Here is a 19,785-nt window from a genome sequence, read left to right as displayed (position 1 = left end):
CGGGATAATCGCCCGATGTCTTCTCCCAAAACCTCGCCCTCGGCCGCCAAGGTGCTGTTCGGCTTTCACGCGGTGGGCGTTCGCCTCAAGACCGCTCCGGCCTCGGTCATCGAGGTCTATTTCGAATCCACCCGGCGCGATGCGCGCATGCGCCAGTTCCTGGAGCGCGCCCGCGAGGCCGGCGTGCGGCTGATCGAGGCCGATGCCCTGCGCATCGCCAAGCTGGCCGGCAGCCACGGTCACCAGGGTGTGGCCGCGCGGGTGCAGCCCATCGAGCAGGCGCGTTCGCTGGACGATCTGCTGGAGCAGCTGGAGCCCACCGGCGAGCCGCCCCTGCTGCTGGTGCTCGACGGCATCACCGACCCCCACAACCTGGGCGCCTGCCTGCGGGTGGCCGACGGTGCCGGGGCACACGCGGTGATCGCGCCCAAGGACCACGCAGCCGGCATCAATGCCACCGTGGCCAAGGTGGCCAGCGGTGCGGCCGAGACCATGCCGTACTTCATGGTGACCAACCTGGCGCGCACCCTGGGCGAGCTCAAGGAACGCAACATCTGGGTCATCGGCACCAGCGACGACGCACCCCGCACCCTCTACCAGGCCGACCTGAAGGCCCCGGTGGCCCTGGTGCTCGGCGCCGAAGGGCAGGGCATGCGCCAGCTCACCCGCAAGACCTGCGACGAGCTGGTGAGCATCCCCATGCGCGGCGCGGTGGAGAGCCTGAACGTGTCGGTGGCCAGCGGCGTGTGCCTGTACGAGGCACTGCGCCAGCGGGGTTGATCACCCCTGCATCGACTCGATCTGCTCGCTCAGCTCCAGCCAGCGCATCTCCAGCGTGTCCAGTTCGTCCTGCACGGCCTTGAGCTGCCGTCCGGCATCGGCGATGTCGGCCGGGCTCATGGGCTGGCCCAGGCGTTCTTCGAGGGCGGATTTGTCGGTGTTGAGGCGGGCCATGCGCTGGTCGATCTGGTCCAGCTCCTTGCGCAGGGGTTTGGTGCGGTCGGGCTGGCGTGACGGTTTGGCCTGGGCGGCCTGCTGCACCCGCTGCGCTTCGCGGGCGGCTTCCTTGCTGGCCTCGCGCTGGGCCTCGCGGGACTGCTTGGCCACGTCCAGCAGGTAACGCTGGTAGTCGTCCAGGTCGCCGTCGAACGGGGCGATGCCGCCGCGCGAGACCAGCCAGAACTCGTCGCACACGGCGCGCAGCAGGGCCCGGTCGTGGCTGACCAGCATCACCGTGCCTTCGAACTCGTTGAGCGCCATCGACAAGGCTTCGCGGGTGGCCAGGTCGAGGTGGTTGGTGGGCTCGTCCAGCAGCAGCAGGTTGGGGCGCTGCCAGACGATCATGCACAGCACCAGGCGAGCCTTCTCGCCGCCGCTCATGGTGCCCACGGCCTGCTTGACCTGGTCGCCGGTGAAGTTGAAGCTGCCCAGGAAGCTGCGCAGGTCCTGCTCGCGCGTGGGCTGGCCCACCAGGGTGCCGGCGGCCGTGCTGTCCTTGACCAGCCGGATCATGTGTTCCAGCGGCGTGTCGGCCGGGCGCAGCACATCGAGTTCCTGCTGGGCGAAGTAGCCGATGTTCAGGCCCTTGCCTTCGGTGATCTGCCCGGCCAGCGGCTGCAGGGTGCGGGCGATGGTCTTGACCACGGTCGACTTGCCCTGGCCGTTGGCGCCCAGGATGCCGATACGCTGACCCGCCAGCACCGAGCGGCTCACATCGCGCACGATGGTGACGGGCTCGCCCGCGTCGCTGGCCGCCGGGTAGCCGAAGTCCACATCGGCCAGGGCCAGCATGGGGTTGGGCAGGTTCTGCGGCTCGGCGAACTCGAAGTTGAAGTCGGCCTCGGCCAGCACCGGGCCGATCTTCTCCATGCGCTCCAGGGCCTTGACGCGGCTCTGCGCCTGCTTGGCCTTGCTGGCCTTGGCCTTGAAGCGGTCGATGAACTTCTGCAGGTGCGCCATCTTCTCCTGCTGGCGCGCATAGGCGGCCTGCTGCAGGGCCATCTGCTCGGCCCGCATGTCCTCGAATCGGCTGTAGTTGCCGCCGTAGCGGTTGAGGCGCGCGTGCTCGATGTGCACCGTGACGTTGGTGACCGCGTCCAGGAACTCGCGGTCGTGGCTGATGACCAGCAGCGTGCCGTCGTAGCGCTGCAGCCAGGCTTCGAGCCAGACCAGCGCGTCCAGGTCGAGGTGGTTGGTGGGTTCGTCCAGCAGCAGCAGGTCGCTGGGGCACATCAGCGCCCGAGCCAGCTGCAGGCGCATGCGCCAGCCGCCGGAAAAGCTGTTGACCGGGCGTTCCAGCTCGTCGGTGCGAAAGCCCAGGCCCAGGATCAGCGCCTGTGCCCGGGCCGACGCATCGTGTTCGCCCGCATCGTGCAGGGCCATGTAGGCATGGGCCATGCGCTCGCCGTCGCCGCTGTCCTCGGCGGCCTGCACCTCGCGGCGGGCTTCCAGCAGTGGCGTGTCGCCTTCGATGACGAAGGTGGTGGCGCTCTGGTCGGTCTCGGGCATGTCCTGGGCCACCTGCGCCATGCGCCATTGCGCAGGCACGCTGAATTCGCCCTTGTCCTCGTGCAGCTGGCCGTCCAGCAGGCGGAACAGGCTGGATTTGCCGGCGCCGTTGCGGCCCACCAGGCCGACCTTCTCGCCGGGGTTGATGGTCACGCTCGCACCGTCGAGCAAGACTTTGGCGCCGCGCCGCAGCACCACATCGCGCAAGGTGATCATGCCGTCAGTGCCTCGCGGGTGATGAGCAGCACCTGGTCGTCACCGGCGCTCACCGGCAGCCAGACCACGTCCAGGTCGGGAAAGGCGCGCTCGAAGTGTTCGCGCTCGTTGCCGATCTCCAGGACCAGCACGCCCTCGGGCGACAGACAGGCCGGCGCATCGGCGAGCAGCCGGCGGATGAAGTCCATGCCGTCCTCGCCGCCGGCCAGGGCCAGCTCGGGCTCGGCCCGGTATTCGGCGGGCAGGGCGGCCATGCTCCGGGCGTTCACATAGGGCGGGTTGCACAGGATCAGGTCCCAGGGGCCGGGGCAGGCGGTCAGGCCGTCGGATGCCACCAGCGTGATGCGGTCCTGCAGCCCGTGGCGCTCGACGTTCAGGCGGGCCACCGCCAGCGCGTCGGGCGACAGGTCGGCCCCGCACACCGTGATGTCGGGCCAGGCCATGGCGGCCAGCACCGCCAGGCTGCCGTTGCCGGTGCACAGGTCGAGCACCTGCTGCGTGCGGTCGCTCAGCCAGGGGTCGATGCTGCCGTCGGCGATCAGCTCGGCGATGAAGCTGCGCGGCACGATGCTGCGCCGGTCGATGTGGAAGGGCACGCCCTGCAGCCAGGCTTCGCCGGTGAGGTAGGCGGCCGGCTCGCGCGTGTCGATGCGGCGCTGCACCAGGGCCAGGGCCCGGTCCACGGCGGCGGCCTCCAGCGGGGACGGGTCGGCATCGATGTCGGTGTCCAGCGGCAGGCCCAGCGACCACAGCACCAGCCAGGCCGCTTCATCCCGGGCGTTGGTGGTGCCATGCCCGTAGGACAAAGCGGCGGCATCGAGGCGCGTGGTGGCCTCGCTCAGCAATTGGTTCAGGTTCACGGGTGGTGCGGCGTCAGGAGCCCGGGGCGGCATTCAGCCGCTCCAGGGTGCGCCGGTAGATGTTCTTGAGGGGGTCGATGTCGGCCACGGCCACGTGTTCGTCCACCTTGTGGATGGTGGCGTTGGGCGGGCCGAGCTCGATCACCTGCGGGCAGATGCGGGCGATGAAGCGCCCGTCGCTGGTGCCGCCGGTGGTGGAGAGTTCGGTGGCGATGCCGGTCTCGTCCGCAATGGCGGCGCGCACGGCTTCCACCAGGGTGCCGGGCGGGGTGAGGAAGGGCAGGCCGCCGACGGTCCAGGCCAGGTCGAAATCCTGCCCCGGGTGCAGGCCGTGACGGGCCAGCGTGTCCAGCACCCGCTGCTGCAGGCCTTCGGCGGTGGACTCGGTGGAGAACCGGAAATTGAAGTCGATCACCACGGTGCCCGGGATCACGTTGCTGGCACCGGTGCCGCCGTGGATGTTGCTGATCTGCCAGCTGGTGGGCGGGAAGAAGGCGTTGCCCTCGTCCCAGCGGGTGGCGGCCAGCTCGGCCAGCACGGGGGCGGCCAGGTGGATGGGGTTGCGGGCCAGGTGCGGGTACGCAATGTGGCCCTGGATGCCCTTGACCGTGAGCTTGCCGCTCATGGTGCCGCGGCGGCCGTTCTTGATCATGTCGCCGGTGCGCTCCACCGAGGTGGGTTCGCCGACGATGCACCAGTCCAGCCGCTCGCCCCGGGCCTGCAGGCGGCGGCAGACCTCCACCGTGCCGTCCACCGCCGGGCCTTCCTCGTCGCTGGTGAGCAGGAAGGCGATGTCGATGGCCGGATCGGCATGGGCGGCCAGGAACTCCTCGCAGGCCACCACCATGGCCGCCAGCGAGGCCTTCATGTCGCTGGCGCCGCGCCCGTACAGCCGGCCGTCGCTGTGGGTGGGCGTGAAGGGGTCGCTGGACCAGGCAGTGGCCGGGCCGGTGGGCACCACGTCGGTGTGGCCGGCAAACACCAGCGTGGGTTGCCGGCCGTTGCCGCGCCGCGCCCACAGGTTGCTCACCCGGAAGTCGTCTGGGCCGCTGTCCATGCGTTCCAGCCGGAAGCCCAGCGCGGCCAGCCGCTCGCCGATGAGTTCGAGACAGCCCTCGTCGCGCGGGGTGACCGAGGGGCGGGCGATCAGGGCTTCGGTGAGCAGCAGGGTATCGGACATGGATGGGTCAGAACTTCACGTCCAGCGTGAATTCGGTGAAGGTGGCCTTGTCCTCGTCCTCGGCGGTGTCCACGTGCAGTTCACCGGCGCGGCTGGCCTCGAAGTCGTTCTGCAGGCGCCACAGCAGGTTGTTGGGCGAGTCGGCGTGGGACAGGCCTTCGGCCCGGCTGACGATGCCTTCGTGGATGAGGCGGGCAATGTCCTGCTCGAAGGTCTGCGAACCTTCGGCCAGCGATTTCTCCATGGCCTCGCGCACGCCGCCGAAGTCGCCCTTGTGCACCAGGTCGGCCACCAGCGCGGTGTTGAGCATGACCTCCATGGCCGGCACCCGCGAGCCGGTCTCGGTGCGCAGCAGGCGCTGCGACACCACGGCGCGCAGGGCGGACGACAGGTCGCTTAGCAAGGTGGGACGCACCTCGGCCGGGTAGAAGCTCAGGATGCGGTTGAGCGCGTGGTAGCTGTTGTTGGCGTGCAGCGTGGCCAGGCACAGGTGGCCCGACTGCGCATAGGCGATGGCGGCCGACATGGTGTCGCGGTCGCGGATCTCGCCGATCAGGATGACGTCCGGTGCCTGGCGCAGGGCGTTCTTCAGCGCCACCTGCAGCGAGGCCGTGTCCGAGCCGATCTCGCGCTGGTTCACCACCGACTTCTTGTTGGCGTAGGTGTATTCGATCGGGTCCTCGATGGTGAGGATGTGGCCGGTCGCGTTCTCGTTGCGGTGGTCCAGCATGGCCGCCAGCGTGGTGCTCTTGCCGGCGCCGGTGGAGCCCACCATCAGGATCAGGCCGCGCTTTTCCATGACCAGATCGGCCAGGATGGGCGAGACATTGATGTCGTTCAGGCGCGGGATGTTGCTGGGCACGAAACGGATCACCACCGAGTAGGTGGCGCGCTGCCGGAAGGCGCTGATGCGGAAGTTGCCCAGGCCGTCCAGCGTGACGCCCATGTTGAGCTCGCCGGTCTCGACCAGCTCCTCCATGCGGGTGGGCGAGACGATCTCGGAGAGGAGGTTGCGCGGCGCGTCCAGCGGCAGCACCTGGCTGTTGATGGGGATGGTCTGGCCGTGGATCTTGATCATGGCCGGGGCGTAGGACGTGAGGTACACGTCCGATGCCTTCTTCTCGGCCATCAGGCGCAGGATGCGCTCCATGGTTCCACTGCTCATGGCCTTCCTTTCGTTCAAGGTCAGGTTGCTTGCCGCGCCGGTGCTCAGTCGCGCAGCAGGTCGTTCAGGCTGGTCTTGGCGCGGGTCTGGGCATCCACCCGCTTGACGATGATGGCCGCGTACAGGCTGTACTTGCCGCCGTCCTTGGGCAGGCTGCCGCTGATGACCACCGAGCCGGCCGGCACGCGGCCGTAGCTCACCTCGCCGGTGGCGCGGTCGTAGATGGGGGTGCTCTGGCCGATGTACACGCCCATGGAGATGACCGAGTTCTCTTCCACGATCACGCCTTCCACCACCTCGGAGCGGGCGCCGATGAAGCAGTTGTCCTCGATGATGGTCGGGTTGGCCTGCAGGGGTTCGAGCACGCCGCCCAGACCCACACCGCCGGACAGGTGCACGTTCTTGCCGACCTGGGCGCAGCTGCCCACGGTGGCCCAGGTGTCGACCATGGTGCCTTCGTCCACATAGGCACCGATGTTCACGTAGGACGGCATCAGGATGGCGCCCTTGGCAATGTAGCTGCCGCGGCGGGCCACGGCCGGCGGCACCACGCGCACGCCGGTGGCCTTCATCTGCTCGGGGTCGAGGTGGGCGAACTTGGTCTGCACCTTGTCGAAGAAGCCCAGGTCGCCGGCGCGCATGACGGCGTTGTCCTTCAGGCGGAACGACAGCAGCACCGCCTTCTTGATCCACTGGTGGGTGGTCCACTGGCCCACGCCTTCGCGGGTGGCCACGCGCAGGCGGCCCTTGTTCAGTTCGGCGATCACATGTTCCACCGCGTCCAGCACCTCTTTCGGGGCCGAGGCCGGGGACAAGGTGGCGCGCTGCTCCCAGGCGTTGTCGATGAGGGTCTGGAGTTGTTGGGTCATGGTGGTTCCGGGGATGGATGAAAGAAGAGGGTGGCTCAGGCGTTGCGCCGGGTGAATTCAACGATGCGGCGGGCCGCTTCCAGGCACTCGGCGACCTCGGCCACCAAGGCCATGCGCACACGGCCGGCGCCCGGGTTGAAACCCAGCGCCGTGCGGGCCAGGTAGCTGCCGGGCAGCACCGTCACATTGTATTGAGCGAGCAGTTCGCGGGCGAAGGCTTCGTCCGCGCTCAGGCCGGGCACGGCCGTGGCCCAGCGCCCGGGCACGCCGGCCCACAGGTAAAACGAGGCATCGGGCAGGGCGACATCCAGCACCCCGGCCAGCAGCGGCGTGACCTGGGCGAACTTCTCGCGGTACTGGCGCCGGTTGTCCTGCACGTGGGCCTCGTCGTTCCAGGCCGCCACGCTGGCCGCCTGCACCACCGGGCTCATGGCGCCGCCGTGGTAGGTGCGGTAGAGCAGGAAGGGCTTGATGAGCGAGGCGTCGCCCGCCACGAAGCCGCTGCGCAGGCCGGGCACATTGCTGCGCTTGGACAGGCTGGTGAAGGCGATCAGGCGGCGGAAGTCGGTGCGGCCCAGGCGCTGCGCGGCCTCCAGTCCGCCCAGGGGCGGTTCGTCGCGGAAGTAGATCTCGCTGTAGCACTCGTCCGAGGCAATGACGAAGCCGTGGCGGTCGCTCAGCTCGAACAGGCGCTCCCACTCGGACAGCGGCATCACCGCGCCGGCCGGGTTGCCCGGCGAGCACACATAGACCAGTTGCGTGCGGGCCCAGGTGGCCTCGGGCACCCGGTCCCAGTCGGCGGCGAAGTTGCGCGCCGGGTCGCTGGGCACATAAAAAGGCTCGGCCCCGCTGAGGTAGGCCGCGCCCTCGTAGATCTGATAGAACGGATTGGGAAAGACGACGGTGGCGCCTTCGCGGGTCGGGTCCACCACGGTCTGTGCAAAGGCAAACAGGGCTTCGCGCGAACCATTCACCGGCAGCACCTGGGTGGCGGCATCGAGCTTCACGCCGTAGCGGCGTTGCACCCAGCCGGCGCAGGCCTCCCGCAAGGCAGGCTCGCCGGCGGTGGCGGGGTAGCTGGAGAGGCCCTTGTCCAGCGCACCGGCCAGGGCCTGCTTGAGGAAGTCCGGGGCCGGGTGGCGGGGTTCGCCGATGCCCAGGCTGATGGGCTTGAGGTCTGCCGGCGGCGTGACACCGGCGAACAGGGCCCGCAGCCGCTCGAACGGGTAGGGCTGCAGGCGGGAGAGCTTGGGATTCATGGCCCGCGATTATCGGGCCTCGGACAAGACCCCGTTCAGCCGCGGCGGGCTGCAGCGGCGCGGGCGCCGAGCGCCTTGGCCACGGCCCGCATCTGGCGCTGGCGCAGGTACTGGAAGCCTTGGTCCAGGGACAGCATGACGGTCATGAGGATGGTGGTCACGATCACCAGCGAGGGCAGGCGGAACGAGCTGATGACGTCGCTGCCCTGCGGGATGGCCGAGCGCGTGTCGGTGGTGCACACGAACTCTGCGGCGGCCATGCCGGTGTAGTGCATGGCGCACACCGCCACGCCCATGGCCAGTGCGGCCAGCACCCGGCGAGACAGGTTGGGGGTGTTGAAGGCCAGCCACAGGGCCACGGTGGAGGCCACCACCGCGATCACCACGGACAGCGCCACCAGCGCCACGTTCCAGCTGATGAAGCCATAGATCTTCAGGCCGAACATGCCCAGGTAGTGCATGACCACCACGCTCAGGCCCAGGCCGGTGCCGGCTGCCGCCAGGCGCGGCAGGCTGTCCGGGTTGTGGGCGGCGTAGCGCACCGCCAGCGAGGCGGCCACCACCACCACCACCAGCGAGGTGAAGGTTTCGGTCATGGCGTAGCTGCTGCCCACGTCCATCTGCAGGGCCAGCATGCCGATGAAGTGCATGGACCACACACCGATGCCGCCCAGGGCCACGCCCACGGTGACCAGGTTGCTCAGGCTGATGCGGCCGTTGCGGGTCTTCACGCGGCTGGCGGCGGTCAGGGCCACGAAGGAGCCGATCACGGCAAACAGGAAGGACAGGGCGACCAGACCAAGGTCGAACTGGGTGACGACGGGTGTGTTCATGTGGAAACGGTACGTTTTGAATTGAACCGATCGGTTCAATGTGGAACTGTTGATGTACCAATTATGTGACTGCATGTAAGTCCGTCGGGGGCCTTGCCACTGGTTCGAGGGCTATTCGCCCGCTTTTTCCCCGAATCGGTGCAATCCGTCACAGCGGTGCCGGCCCATCGGGGGGCAACCCCCGGCAGTTATGATTTCCGGCTGCCGTCTTTCCTACCGCTGCCGTGCGACTCAATTCCATCAAGCTGTCCGGCTTCAAGTCATTCGCCGAACCCACCAACTTCATGCTGCCGGGCCAACTGGTCGGCGTGGTGGGGCCGAACGGCTGCGGCAAGTCCAACATCATGGACGCAGTGCGCTGGGTGCTGGGCGAGTCCAAGGCATCCGAGCTGCGCGGCGAGTCCATGCAGGACGTCATCTTCAATGGCACCAACAACCGCAAGCCGGCCAGCCGGGCCAGCGTGGAACTGGTGTTCGACAACAGCGACCACCGGGCCGGCGGCCAGTGGGGCCAGTTCGCCGAGATCGCCGTCAAGCGCGTGCTGACCCGCGACGGCAACAGCAGCTATTACATCAACAACCAGCCGGTGCGCCGCCGCGACGTGCAGGACGTGTTCCTGGGCACCGGCCTGGGCCCGCGGGCCTACGCCATCATCGGCCAGGGCACCATCAGCCGCATCATCGAGAGCAAGCCCGAAGAGCTGCGCCTGTTCCTCGAAGAAGCGGCCGGCGTGTCCAAGTACAAGGAACGCCGGCGCGAGACCGCCAACCGCCTCAACGACACGCGCGAGAACCTCACCCGGGTCGAGGACATCCTGCGTGAACTCAATGCCAACCTGGAAAAGCTGGAAAAGCAGGCCGAGGTGGCAGCCCGTTATCACACGCTGCAGGACAGCGCCACGCTCAAGCAGCACCAGCTCTGGTTCCTCAAGCGCAGCGAGGCCGAGGCCGACCAGGCCCGCATCCGCACCGACGCCGCCCAGGCCGTGAATGATCTGGAGTCGCGCACCGCCGACCTGCGCCGCATCGAGTCCGAGCTGGAGACCATCCGCCAGGCGCACTACGCGGCGGGCGACCAGGTCAACCAGGCCCAGGGCAAGCTGTACGAGGCCAGCGCCGAGGTCGGCAAGCTCGAGGCCGAGATCCGCTTCGTGGTGGAAGGCCGCCAGCGCGTGGAGCAGCGGCTGCAGCAGCTCAAGGAGCAGATGGCGTCCTGGGGCACCCGCAGCGACGATGCGCAGGCCGAGCTGGAGCAGATCGCCGAGCAGCTGGTGGCCGCCGAAGAACAGTCGATGGTGCTGGCCGCCCAGGGCGAAGACCAGTCCGGTGCCCTGCCGGGTCTGGAAGACGCGCTGCGCGCCGCCCAGAACCGCGCCAACGAACAGCGGGCCAGCGTGGCCCAGGTGCAGCAGCAGATCCAGGTGCTGGCCGCCGAGCAGCGCAGCATCGAGGAGCAGAGCCGGGGCCTCAACCTGCGCCGCGAACGCCTGCTGGGCGACCGCAACGCCCTGGCCGCGCCCGACGAGGCCCGCCTGAGCAGCCTGCAGGCCCAGCACGACGAGGCCCGTGAAGCCGCCGAACTGGCCGCCGCCCGCCTGCATGAGCTGCAGGACAGCGTGCCCCAGCTCGACGACGAGCGCCGCATGGCGCAGCAGACCGTCAACACCGAATCGTCGAAGCTGGCCGATCTGAGTGCCCGCCTGGAGGCGCTGCGCGCCCTGCAGGAAAAGGTGCGCACCGACGGCAAGCTCAAGCCCTGGCTGGCCAGGCATGGCCTGGACACCCTGCAGGCGCTGTGGAGCCGCATCCACATCGAGACCGGCTGGGAAAACGCCCTGGAGGCTGCGCTGCGCGAGCGGCTGGCCGCGCTGGAGGTGTCGCGGCTGGACATGGTGCGGGCCTTCGCCAGCGACGCCCCGCCCACGCGCCTGGCCTTCTACCACCCGCCCTCGGGTGCCCCCGCCGCGGCGGCTCCAGCCGGCTTCAGGCCGCTGTCGGGCCTGCTGCGCCTCAACGACGCCGGGCAGCAGGCGCTGCTGGCCGACTGGCTGCACGGTGCGCTGGTGGCCGATTCGCTGGAGGAGGCCCTGGCCCGCCGCAGCGAACTCCAGCCCGGCCAGACCCTGTATGTGGCCAGCGGCCATGCGGTCACCGCGCACAGCGTGAGCTTTTATGCGCCCGACAACGAGCAGGCCGGCCTGCTGGCCCGGGCCCAGGAAATCGAGAACCTGGACAAGGCCCTCAAGGCGCAGCAGCTGATCGCCGAACAGGCGCGTGCGGCGCTGGTGCGCGCCGAAGCCGCCTACAGCGATGCCTCGCAGCGCCTGGTCGGTGCCCGCCGCGAGGCCGCCGAGGCCCAGAACCGCGCCCACGAACTGCAGGTGGAAACCCTGCGCCTGAGCCAGCTGGCCGAGCAGACCCGCGCCCGCAGCGAACAGATCGGCCGCGACCTGGCCGAGGTCGACGCCGCGCTCGATGAGCTGCAGGAACGCCGCGTGACCGCCGAGGCCCGCTTCGAGGAACTGGACATGCAGCTGGCCGACAGCCAGGAGCGCCATGCCCAGCTCGACGACAAGGTGATCGAGGCCGAGCGGGCGCTGGGCCAGGCCCGCGAGCAGCAACGTTCGCTGGAGCGCCGCGCCCAGGAGGCCACCTTTGCATTGCGCAGCCTGCAGGCGCGCCAGGGCGAACTGCAGCGGTCGCTGGAGACGGCGGCCAGCCAGGCCCGTTCGCTGGCCGACGAAGAACAGCGTGCCCGCGACGAGCTCTCGCGCCTGACCGATGCCGCCGCCCAGGCCGGTCTGCAGAACGCCCTGCAGGCCAAGCAGGAGCGCGAACAGGCGCTGTCCGCCCTGCGCAGCCAGTACGACGACCTGACCCTGAAGCTGCGCGCCAGCGACGAACGCCGCCTGCAGCTGGAGCGCGAACTGGAGCCGCTGCGCAGCCGCATCACCGATTTCCAGCTCAAGGAACAGGCCGCCCGCCTGGGCGTGGAGCAGTACAGCCAGTTGCTGGACGAGGCCCAGGCCGATCTGGCGGCCGTGGGCCAGAGCATCACCGAAGGCAACGTGCGCCTGACCGGCCTGCAGAGCGAGATCGACCGCCTGCACCGCGAGATCCAGGCCCTGGGTGCGGTCAACCTGGCCGCGCTGGACGAGCTCACCGCCGCCCGCGAGCGCAAGACCTTCCTGGATGCGCAGTCGGCCGACCTGGTGGAGGCCATGACCACGCTGGAAGACGCCATCCGCAAGATCGACAACGAGACCCGCGAACTCCTGGGCAGCACCTTCGAGACGGTCAATGGCCACTTCGGCAAGATGTTCCCGGAGCTGTTCGGCGGCGGCAACGCCCGCCTGGTCATGACCGGCGAGGAGATCCTGGACGCCGGCGTGCAGGTGATGGCCCAGCCGCCGGGCAAGAAGAACCAGACCATCCACCTGCTCTCGGGTGGCGAGAAGGCGCTGACCGCCATCGCGCTGGTGTTCGCCATCTTCCAGCTCAACCCGGCGCCGTTCTGCCTGCTCGACGAGGTGGACGCCCCGCTGGATGACGCCAACACCGAGCGCTACGCCCGCCTGGTGACCGCCATGTCCGGCGACACCCAGTTCCTGTTCATCAGCCACAACAAGATCGCCATGGAAATGGCCCGGCAGCTCATCGGCGTGACCATGCAGGAGCAGGGCGTCTCCCGCATCGTGGCCGTGGACATGGAGTCCGCCGCCGGCATGCTGCAGGCCAGCTGACACACCCCTCTATGAGCAATCTTCAAATCGGACTGGCGATCATCGGGGGCCTGGTGCTGGCCGCCGTGGTGGCCTACAACGCCTGGATCACCCGCCAGAACGCGCCCCGCACCGCCCGCGAACGCCCCGCGCCCCTGCCGGCCGCCGATGCCGCAGACCCGGTGGCCGATGTGGGCGAACGCATGGTCGATCCGCTGGCCGGCCGCATCGATCCGGTGCTGGACGCCGACCTGGCCGACACGGTGCCGGCCGCACTGGCCGATGCCTTGCCGGATGCCGCCATGCCGGCGCGCCGCGAGCCTGCGGTGGCGCTGGAGCGCCGGCCCGGTCTGGATGCGCTCATCGATGTCATTGCCCCCATCACGCCCGAGGCCGAGGTGTCCGGCGATGCGGTGCTGGCGGCCCTGCCGTCCACGCGCCGGGTGGGCAGCAAGCCGTTTGCGGTGGAGGGGCTGTCGGCCGTGGGCGAGTGGGAGCCGCCGCGCCCGGGCCAGCGGTACCGGCAGCTGCAGGCCGGCGTGCAGCTGGCCAACCGGGCCGGTGCCCTCAACGACATCGAGTTCTCCGAGTTCGTGGTCAAGACCCAGGCCTTTGCCGATGTGCTGTCGGCGGCGGTGGAGTTCCCCGACATGCGCGCCGAAGTGGCCCGTGCCCGCGAGCTCGACGCCTTTGCCGGCGACCACGATGCCCAGCTGGGCTTCACCCTGCGCGCCCGCCGCGCCGCCTGGAGCCCGGGTTATGTGGCCCAGAACGCGGCCCGCCAGGGCTTCGTGGCGGGCGCCTTGCCTGGGCGCATGGTGCTGGCGGGCAGCCAGCCCGGGCAGGCCCCGGTGCTCAGCCTCACCTTCGATCCCCAGGCCGCCATGGCCGACGACCCCGAGCAGAGCGCGCTGCGCGAAGTGACGCTGTCGCTCGAGGTGACCCATGTGCCGCGCAGCGAGCAGCCCTTCGTGCAGCTGCGCCAGGCGGCGCAGGCCCTGGCCCAGGCCATGGACGGCGTGGTGACCGACGATGCCGGGCAGCCACTGAGCGATGACGCCATGGACCGCATCGGCGCCGACCTGGAAGCCCTGTACGACGCGCTGGACGCGCGTGACCTGTCGGCCGGCTCGCCCCAGGCCCGACGCCTGTTCTCCTGACCCCATGACCACGCCCGACCTGTTTGCCGACCAACCCGCTGCCGGCGGCAGCGGTGCGCCGGCCGATGACCAGGCGCAGCGCGCCGCCGAACTGCGGCAGCAGCTGCACCACCACGCCTGGCGCTACTACACGCTGGACGACCCCGAGATTCCGGACGCCGAGTACGACCGGCTGTTCCGCGAGCTGCAGGCCATCGAAGCTGCGCGCCCGGATCTGCTCACACCCGACTCCCCCACGCAGCGCGTGGGCGGCGCCATCCTGAAAGAGCTGCTGCCGGTGCGCCACGCGGTGCCCATGCTCAGCATCCGCACCGAGACCGACACCGAGGCCAGCGGCGCCGAAGCCTTCGATGCCCGCGTGCGCCGTGAGCTGGGCCTGGGCGAGGCCGACGGCCCGGTGACGTATGTGGCCGAGCTCAAGTTCGACGGCCTGGCCATGAGCCTGCGTTACGAGGACGGCGTGCTGGTGCGCGCCGCCACCCGGGGCGACGGCGAGACGGGTGAAGACGTCACGCACAACGTGCGCACCATCGGCCAGATCCCGCTGCGCCTGCCACCAGGCGTGCCGGCGGTGCTGGAGGTGCGTGGCGAGGTCTATATGGCCCGTGCCGACTTCGAGGCCCTGAACGAACGCCAGCGCGAGAAGATCGCCGCCGGTGCCAAGGGCGAAAAGACCTTCGTCAACCCGCGCAACGCGGCCGCCGGTGCGGTGCGCCAGCTCGATTCCTCCATGGCGGCCCAGCGCCCGCTGAGCTTTTTCGCCTACGGCTGGGGCGAGGTCAGCGACCCGTCCGCCCTGGGTGATGGCCAGTACGCCGCCCTCATGCAGCTCAAGGCCTGGGGCTTTCCGGTGGCGGCGCAGACCACGCTGTGCAGCGGCGCTGCCGAGCTGGTGGCCTTCCACCGCCGCATCGGCGATCAGCGCGACGCGCTGCCCTTCGACATCGATGGCGTGGTCTACAAGGTCGACTCGCTAACGCTGCAGCAGCGCCTGGGCTTCGTCACCCGCGAGCCGCGCTGGGCCGTGGCCCACAAGTACCCGGCGCAGGAACAGGTGACCACGGTGCTGGCCATCGACGTGCAGGTGGGCCGCACCGGCAAGCTCACCCCGGTGGCCAAGCTGGCCCCGGTGTTCGTGGGCGGGGTCACGGTCACCAACGCCACGCTGCACAACGAGCTGGAAGCCCGCCGCAAGGACGTGCGCGTGGGCGACGCCGTGGTGGTGCGCCGCGCCGGCGACGTGATCCCCGAGGTGGTGTCGGTGCTGGCCGAGCGCCGCCAGGGTGAGCCCGATCCCTTCACCATGCCGGCCTGCTGCCCGGTGTGCGGCAGTGCCGCCGTGCGCGAGGAGGGCGAGGCCGACCACCGTTGCACCGGCGGCCTGTTCTGTGCGGCCCAGCGCAAGCAGGCCATCCTGCACTACGCGCAGCGCCGGGCGGTGGATATCGAGGGCCTGGGCGACAAGCTGGTGGAGCAGCTGGTGGATGCCGGCCTCATCAACACCTTGCCCGATCTGTACAAGCTGGGCTTCACCGCGCTGGCGGCGCTGGAGCGCATGGCCGAGAAGTCGGCGCAGAACGTGCTGGACGCGCTGGAGAAGAGCAAGCAGACCACGCTGCCGCGCTTCCTGTTCGGCCTGGGCATCCGCCATGTGGGCGTGGCCACCGCCAAGGACCTGGCGCGCCACTTCGGCGGCATCGACCGCATCATGGACGCCAGCGTGGACCAGCTGCTGCAGGTCAACGACGTGGGGCCGGTGGTGGCGCAGAGCATCCGCACCTTCTTCGACCAGCCGCACAACCGCGAGGTGGTCGAGCAGCTGCGCGCTGCCGGCGTGGCCTGGCCGGAAGGCGAGGGCGCGCAGAACACGCCGCAGCCGCTGCTGGGCAAGACCTTCGTGCTCACCGGCACCTTCCCCACGCTCAAGCGCGACGACGCCCGGGCGATGCTGGAAGCCGCCGGCGCCAAGGTGGCCGGCTCGGTGAGCAAGAAGACCGACTATGTGGTGGCTGGCGAGGAGGCCGGCAGCAAGCTGGACAAGGCCCGTGAGCTGGGCGTCGCCGTGATCGACGAGGCCGGCATGCTGGCCCTGCTGCAGGCCGCCTGATTCACTTGAAGCGGTAGTGGTCCCGGTTGAGCACGGCGGCGATTGCCGTGACCTCCTCCGGGAAGAGCTGCAGGTTCAGCTCCACGTTGCACTGCTCCACCATGCCGCGCAGGTAGCCGGCCGTGCTGATGCGTCCGGCCGGCCGGTAGATGGCACTGCCATTGCCCCCCACCTTGCGGATGTGGCACTCGGCACAGCGGTGTTCGGCCAGCAGTTTCTGGCCCAGGACCAGATCGGCCTCCTGGAAGATGGCCGGCCCCTGCGCCCTCGGGGCCAGGGGCATGAGGCCTGCTGCGGCCAGCAGGGCTGCAGCGGTCTGGCGGGCCAGGGTGGTGGGTCGGTGCATCAGGATCTCCCGTGTTGGCATGGCCCTGAGCTTGCCACGCCCGGCGGCCGGGCCATACTTGGCGGTTTCCCGAACCTGCCTGCTCTCACCATGGCCGTCCGAACCATCCTGCGCATGGGCGAGGCTCATGCCAAGAATCGTGTCTCCCGGCTGCAGCAAGGCGAAGAAAACCGCCTGATTGGCTTGCGAACCGGAATGGGGTTGCACGTTGGCCGATTCGGCGCCGAACAGATCTGTCACACGGCGGATGGCCAATCGCTCGGCTTCATCAACGATGTCGCAGCCGCCGTAATAGCGCTTGCCTGGATAACCCTCTGCGTATTTGTTGGTGAGTTGGGAACCAACCGCTTCCATGACCGCAGGGGAAGTGTAATTTTCCGATGCAATCAGTTCGATGTGCTCTTCCTGGCGCTGATTCTCTCGTTGGATCACGTCCCAGATTTCTGGATCGATGCTCCGGATGGTGTGGGTTGGGCGGTCGAACACGGCGCTGGATGTGCTTTCGCGATGGTCCGGCTTGAATCGATTGATTGCGGGATTTCGATTCAATTCGCCGGCGGATGGTGGAACTGACAATTTCTTATGCTAGTTCGATTTCCGGGTTCGTACCATGATCGATAGGTATTCAATTCATGATGAATTTGGGTGCCATTAACACGTCTGCAGGTCCTGCAACATGGGCGCGAATGATCTGGGCGGGGGCGCGACCGAATGTCAACGGAACATGCACCCTGAACCGACAGGACTCAGGGGTGTATCGCCTGATGGGATGGAGCGTGGGGTGGCGCCCAGCGCAGGTCATCGACGGCCGCCACGGTTTCTCGCCCGGGTCGGCGCCGATTCCCAGGACCGCGGTATCGATCAGCACATCAAGGACGCCCGGCAGCGCCTTGCGGCGGCGGTGTCGGCGCGGTCCTCAGCCGGCCAGGGCTTCGAGCAGTTCGGTCTCGATCTCGATCTGGCGCTTGTTCACCTGCAGCGGTGCGCCGCTGATGAGGAAGGTGTCCTCCACCCGCTCGCCCAGCGTGGTGATCTTGGCCAGCTGCACGCTGATGTCGTGCCGCGCCAGCACCCGGGTGATGCCGTAGAGCAGGCCGGCGCGGTCGCTGGCCGAGATGGACAGCAGCCAGCGCTGGGCCTTGTCGTCGGGCCGCAGGTCCACGCGGGGCGTGACCGGAAAGTTCTTCACCCGGCGTGAGAGTCGACCGAGTGTGGGCGGCGGCAGCGGACCGCGGTCGTCGATCACGCGGGCCAGCCGGTTCTCCACCATGGCGGTGAGCTCCCGGTAGTGCTCGGCCAGCTCGGGCACCACCACCTGGAAGGTGTCCAGCGCATGGCCGGTCTGGGTGGTGTGCACCCGCGCATCCAGGATGCTGAAGTGCGCCATGTCGAAGTAGCCGCAGATGCGTGCGAACAAATCCGGCTGGTCGGGGGCGTACACCAGCACCTGCAGCCCCTCGCCTTCGGGTGACAGGCGTGCGCGCACGATGCTGCGCTGGCGCGCTTCCTCGGTCTGGCGCTCCGGCCGGGCCAGTTCGCGGGTCAGCATGCGGGTGTGCCAGGCGATGTCGTCGGCCTCGTGGCGCATGAAGTAGCTCACGTCCAGCGTGTCCCACAGGCTCTTGTGGGCGTTGTGGGGCAGGGCGTGCAGGGCCAGCATCTGCAGGGCCTCGCGCTTGCGGCTCTCCACCTCGGCGCCGGCGTCGGGGGCACGGCCACCCAGGGCGCGCAGGGTGTAGCGGTACAGGTCTTCCAGCAGCTTGCCCTTCCACGCGTTCCAGACCTTGGGGCTGGTGCCGCGGATGTCGGCCACGGTGAGCAGGTACAGCGCGGTCAGGTAGCGCTCGTTGCCGACGCGGCGGGCAAAGGCGGTGATGACGTCCGGGTCGCTCAGGTCTTCCTTCTGGGCCAGCCGGCTCATGGTGAGGTGCTCGTTCACCAGGAACTCGATCAGGCGGGCGTCCTCGCGCTCGATGCCGTGCTGGCGGCAGAAGGTGCGCACGTCCCTGGCACCCAGCTCGGAGTGGTCGCCACCCCGGCCTTTGGCGATGTCGTGGAACAGCGCGGCGGCATACAGGATCCAGGGCTTGTCCCAGCCGGCGGCCAGCTGGGAGCAGAACGGGTACTCGTGCGAATGCTCGGCAATGAAGAAGCGCCGCACGTTGCGCAGCACCATCAGGATGTGCTGGTCGACCGTGTAGACATGGAACAGGTCGTGCTGCATCTGCCCCACGATGTTCCGGAACACCCACAGGTAGCGGCCCAGCACCGAGGTCTGGTTCATCAGCCGCATGGCATGCGTGATGCCTTGCGGCTCCTGCAGGATGCGCCGGAACTGCTCGCGGTTGACCGGATCGCTGCGGAACTTGCCGTTCATGACCGAGCGGGCGTTGTAGAGCGCGCGCAGGGTGCGGGCCGACAGGCCCTTCACGCCCACCGTGGTCTGGTAGATGTGGAAGGTCTCCAGGATGGCGTGCGGCTGCTGCAGGTAGAGGTGGTCGCTGGCCACCTCCAGCATGCCGCCCTTCTCGAAGAAGCGTTCGTTGATGGGGCGCAGGCGCTGCACACCGGTCTCGGTGCTGGCCAGGCGCTCCTCGATGTTGAGCAGCAGGATCTGGTTGAGCTGGGTCACCGCCTTGGCGGCCCAGTAGTAGCGCTTCATGAGCGCCTCGCTGGCGCGGCGCAGGCCGCGCGGGCGGGCCTCGCCGGGCGGCGGTGTCTGGTGGCTGTAGCCGAAGGACTCCGCCACGGCGGTCTGCAGGTCGAACACCAGCCGGTCTTCGCGGCGGCGGGCCAGCAGGTGCAGCCGGGCGCGGATGAGGCTGAGCAGGGCTTCGTTGGCCTTGATCTGGCGGGCCTCCAGCGGCGTGGCCAGGCCCTTGCGGGCCAGCTCGTCCCAGCTGCGGCCCAGGCCGGCCGCCTTGGCCACCCACAGGATGATCTGCAGGTCGCGCAGCCCGCCGGGCGATTCCTTGCAGTTGGGCTCCAGCGAATACGGCGTGTTCTCGAACTTGTGGTGGCGCTGGCGCATTTCCAGCGTCTTGGCCACGAAGAAGGCCTTGGGGTCCATGGCCTCGCCCAGCCGCTCCACCAGCGCCCGAAAGGCCTTGCGGCTGCCGGCGATCGGCCGGCACTCCAGCAGCGAGGTCTGGACCGTGACGTCTTTTTCCGCTTCGGCCACGCATTCCTCGAGCGTGCGCACGCTGGAGCCGATCTCCAGGCCCACGTCCCAGCACGATCCGATGAAGCCTTCGAGTCGCGCCTTCAGGGCGTCGTCCTGCTCGGGCTGGCAGCCCTCGGGCAGCAGCACCAGTACGTCGATGTCGGAATAGGGGAACAGCTCGCCCCGGCCGTAGCCGCCCACGGCCACCAGGGCGGTGTCGGCCGAAAAACCGGCGTGCTCCCACAGCTGGAGCAGGGTGCGGTCGGTCAGCGCCGCCAGGTTCTGCAGGGCACGCCGCACACCCCGGGTGGAGGCGCCCTGCACACCGAGCTGGGCAAACAGCTCGTCCTTGTCGTCACGGTAGCGCTGCCGCAACTCCGCCAGCGGTGCCATGCAG

13 protein-coding genes and 1 pseudogene are annotated in these 19,785 nt (G+C 69.0%); 4 read left to right on the top strand and 10 right to left on the bottom strand.

What is annotated here, in order from left to right:
* Window positions 1-15 precede the first annotated feature (15 nt).
* A complete protein-coding gene (gene rlmB / locus WD026_RS04435) occupies window positions 16-780 on the top strand; it encodes a 23S rRNA (guanosine(2251)-2'-O)-methyltransferase RlmB (RefSeq protein WP_425722433.1) in 765 nt (254 codons plus the stop codon).
* On the opposite strand, the gene WD026_RS04430 is transcribed toward rlmB, so the two are convergent.
* From WD026_RS04430 to WD026_RS04400, 7 genes are read right to left on the bottom strand one after another with little or no spacing between them, the layout of a single operon-like run.
* A complete protein-coding gene (locus WD026_RS04430; protein WP_425722432.1) occupies window positions 781-2,724 on the bottom strand; it encodes an ABC-F family ATP-binding cassette domain-containing protein in 1,944 nt (647 codons plus the stop codon).
* Window positions 2,721-3,584 carry a 50S ribosomal protein L3 N(5)-glutamine methyltransferase gene (prmB, locus tag WD026_RS04425; protein ID WP_425722431.1) on the bottom strand — a complete coding sequence of 288 codons (864 nt, stop codon included), beginning with the start codon at window positions 3,582-3,584 and terminating at the stop codon, window positions 2,721-2,723. The genes WD026_RS04430 and prmB overlap by 4 nt, the downstream gene beginning before the upstream one ends.
* A 13-nt stretch (window positions 3,585-3,597) precedes the next feature.
* Entirely contained in the window at window positions 3,598-4,764 is a 1,167-nt protein-coding gene (dapE, locus tag WD026_RS04420) for a succinyl-diaminopimelate desuccinylase (RefSeq protein WP_425722430.1), read from the bottom strand.
* A gap of 7 nt (window positions 4,765-4,771) precedes the next feature.
* Window positions 4,772-5,929, bottom strand: a complete 1,158-nt coding sequence (locus tag WD026_RS04415) for a PilT/PilU family type 4a pilus ATPase (protein WP_425722429.1) — start codon at window positions 5,927-5,929, stop codon at window positions 4,772-4,774.
* A gap of 44 nt (window positions 5,930-5,973) precedes the next feature.
* On the bottom strand, window positions 5,974-6,798 hold the full coding sequence (gene dapD, locus WD026_RS04410; RefSeq protein WP_086119616.1) for a 2,3,4,5-tetrahydropyridine-2,6-dicarboxylate N-succinyltransferase: 825 nt from the start codon (window positions 6,796-6,798) through the stop codon (window positions 5,974-5,976).
* 35 nt (window positions 6,799-6,833) lie between these two features.
* The gene (gene dapC, locus WD026_RS04405; RefSeq protein WP_425722428.1) at window positions 6,834-8,057 is read right to left on the bottom strand and encodes a succinyldiaminopimelate transaminase; all 1,224 of its coding nucleotides are present in this window, start codon (window positions 8,055-8,057) and stop codon (window positions 6,834-6,836) included.
* A gap of 35 nt (window positions 8,058-8,092) precedes the next feature.
* On the bottom strand, window positions 8,093-8,890 hold the full coding sequence (locus WD026_RS04400; protein WP_425722427.1) for an MHYT domain-containing protein: 798 nt from the start codon (window positions 8,888-8,890) through the stop codon (window positions 8,093-8,095).
* A 224-nt stretch (window positions 8,891-9,114) separates the two neighbouring features.
* Here WD026_RS04400 and smc point away from each other — a divergent pair, with 224 nt between their 5' ends.
* Genes smc through ligA form a run of 3 tightly spaced genes read left to right on the top strand, consistent with a single transcriptional unit; the run spans window position 9,115 to window position 15,879 of the window.
* A complete protein-coding gene (smc, locus tag WD026_RS04395) occupies window positions 9,115-12,633 on the top strand; it encodes a chromosome segregation protein SMC (protein ID WP_425722426.1) in 3,519 nt (1,172 codons plus the stop codon).
* Window positions 12,634-12,644: 11 nt separating this feature from the next.
* The gene (locus WD026_RS04390) at window positions 12,645-13,772 is read left to right on the top strand and encodes a cell division protein ZipA C-terminal FtsZ-binding domain-containing protein (protein ID WP_425722425.1); all 1,128 of its coding nucleotides are present in this window, start codon (window positions 12,645-12,647) and stop codon (window positions 13,770-13,772) included.
* 4 nt (window positions 13,773-13,776) lie between these two features.
* On the top strand, window positions 13,777-15,879 hold the full coding sequence (gene ligA / locus WD026_RS04385; RefSeq protein WP_425722424.1) for an NAD-dependent DNA ligase LigA: 2,103 nt from the start codon (window positions 13,777-13,779) through the stop codon (window positions 15,877-15,879).
* Window position 15,880: 1 nt separating this feature from the next.
* Here the strand turns inward: ligA and WD026_RS04380 are convergent, their stop codons facing one another.
* From WD026_RS04380 to WD026_RS04370, 3 genes and pseudogenes are all read right to left on the bottom strand, one after another.
* Entirely contained in the window at window positions 15,881-16,225 is a 345-nt protein-coding gene (locus tag WD026_RS04380; protein WP_425723223.1) for a hypothetical protein, read from the bottom strand.
* Window positions 16,226-16,339: 114 nt separating this feature from the next.
* Window positions 16,340-16,711: pseudogene (gene glyA / locus WD026_RS04375) on the bottom strand (serine hydroxymethyltransferase); the annotation flags it as partial.
* Between the two features lie 430 nt (window positions 16,712-17,141).
* Window positions 17,142-19,781 (bottom strand): [protein-PII] uridylyltransferase, encoded by a 2,640-nt coding sequence (locus WD026_RS04370; RefSeq protein WP_425722423.1) that lies wholly within the window; start codon window positions 19,779-19,781, stop codon window positions 17,142-17,144.
* Window positions 19,782-19,785: the final 4 nt, after the last annotated feature.

It is taken from the genome of Hydrogenophaga sp. R2, assembly GCF_049843595.1.
In the GTDB taxonomy this organism is placed as follows: domain Bacteria; phylum Pseudomonadota; class Gammaproteobacteria; order Burkholderiales; family Burkholderiaceae_C; genus Hydrogenophaga.
Note: the sequence above shows the minus strand (reverse complement) of the source record. Positions and strands in the feature narration are given on the sequence as shown.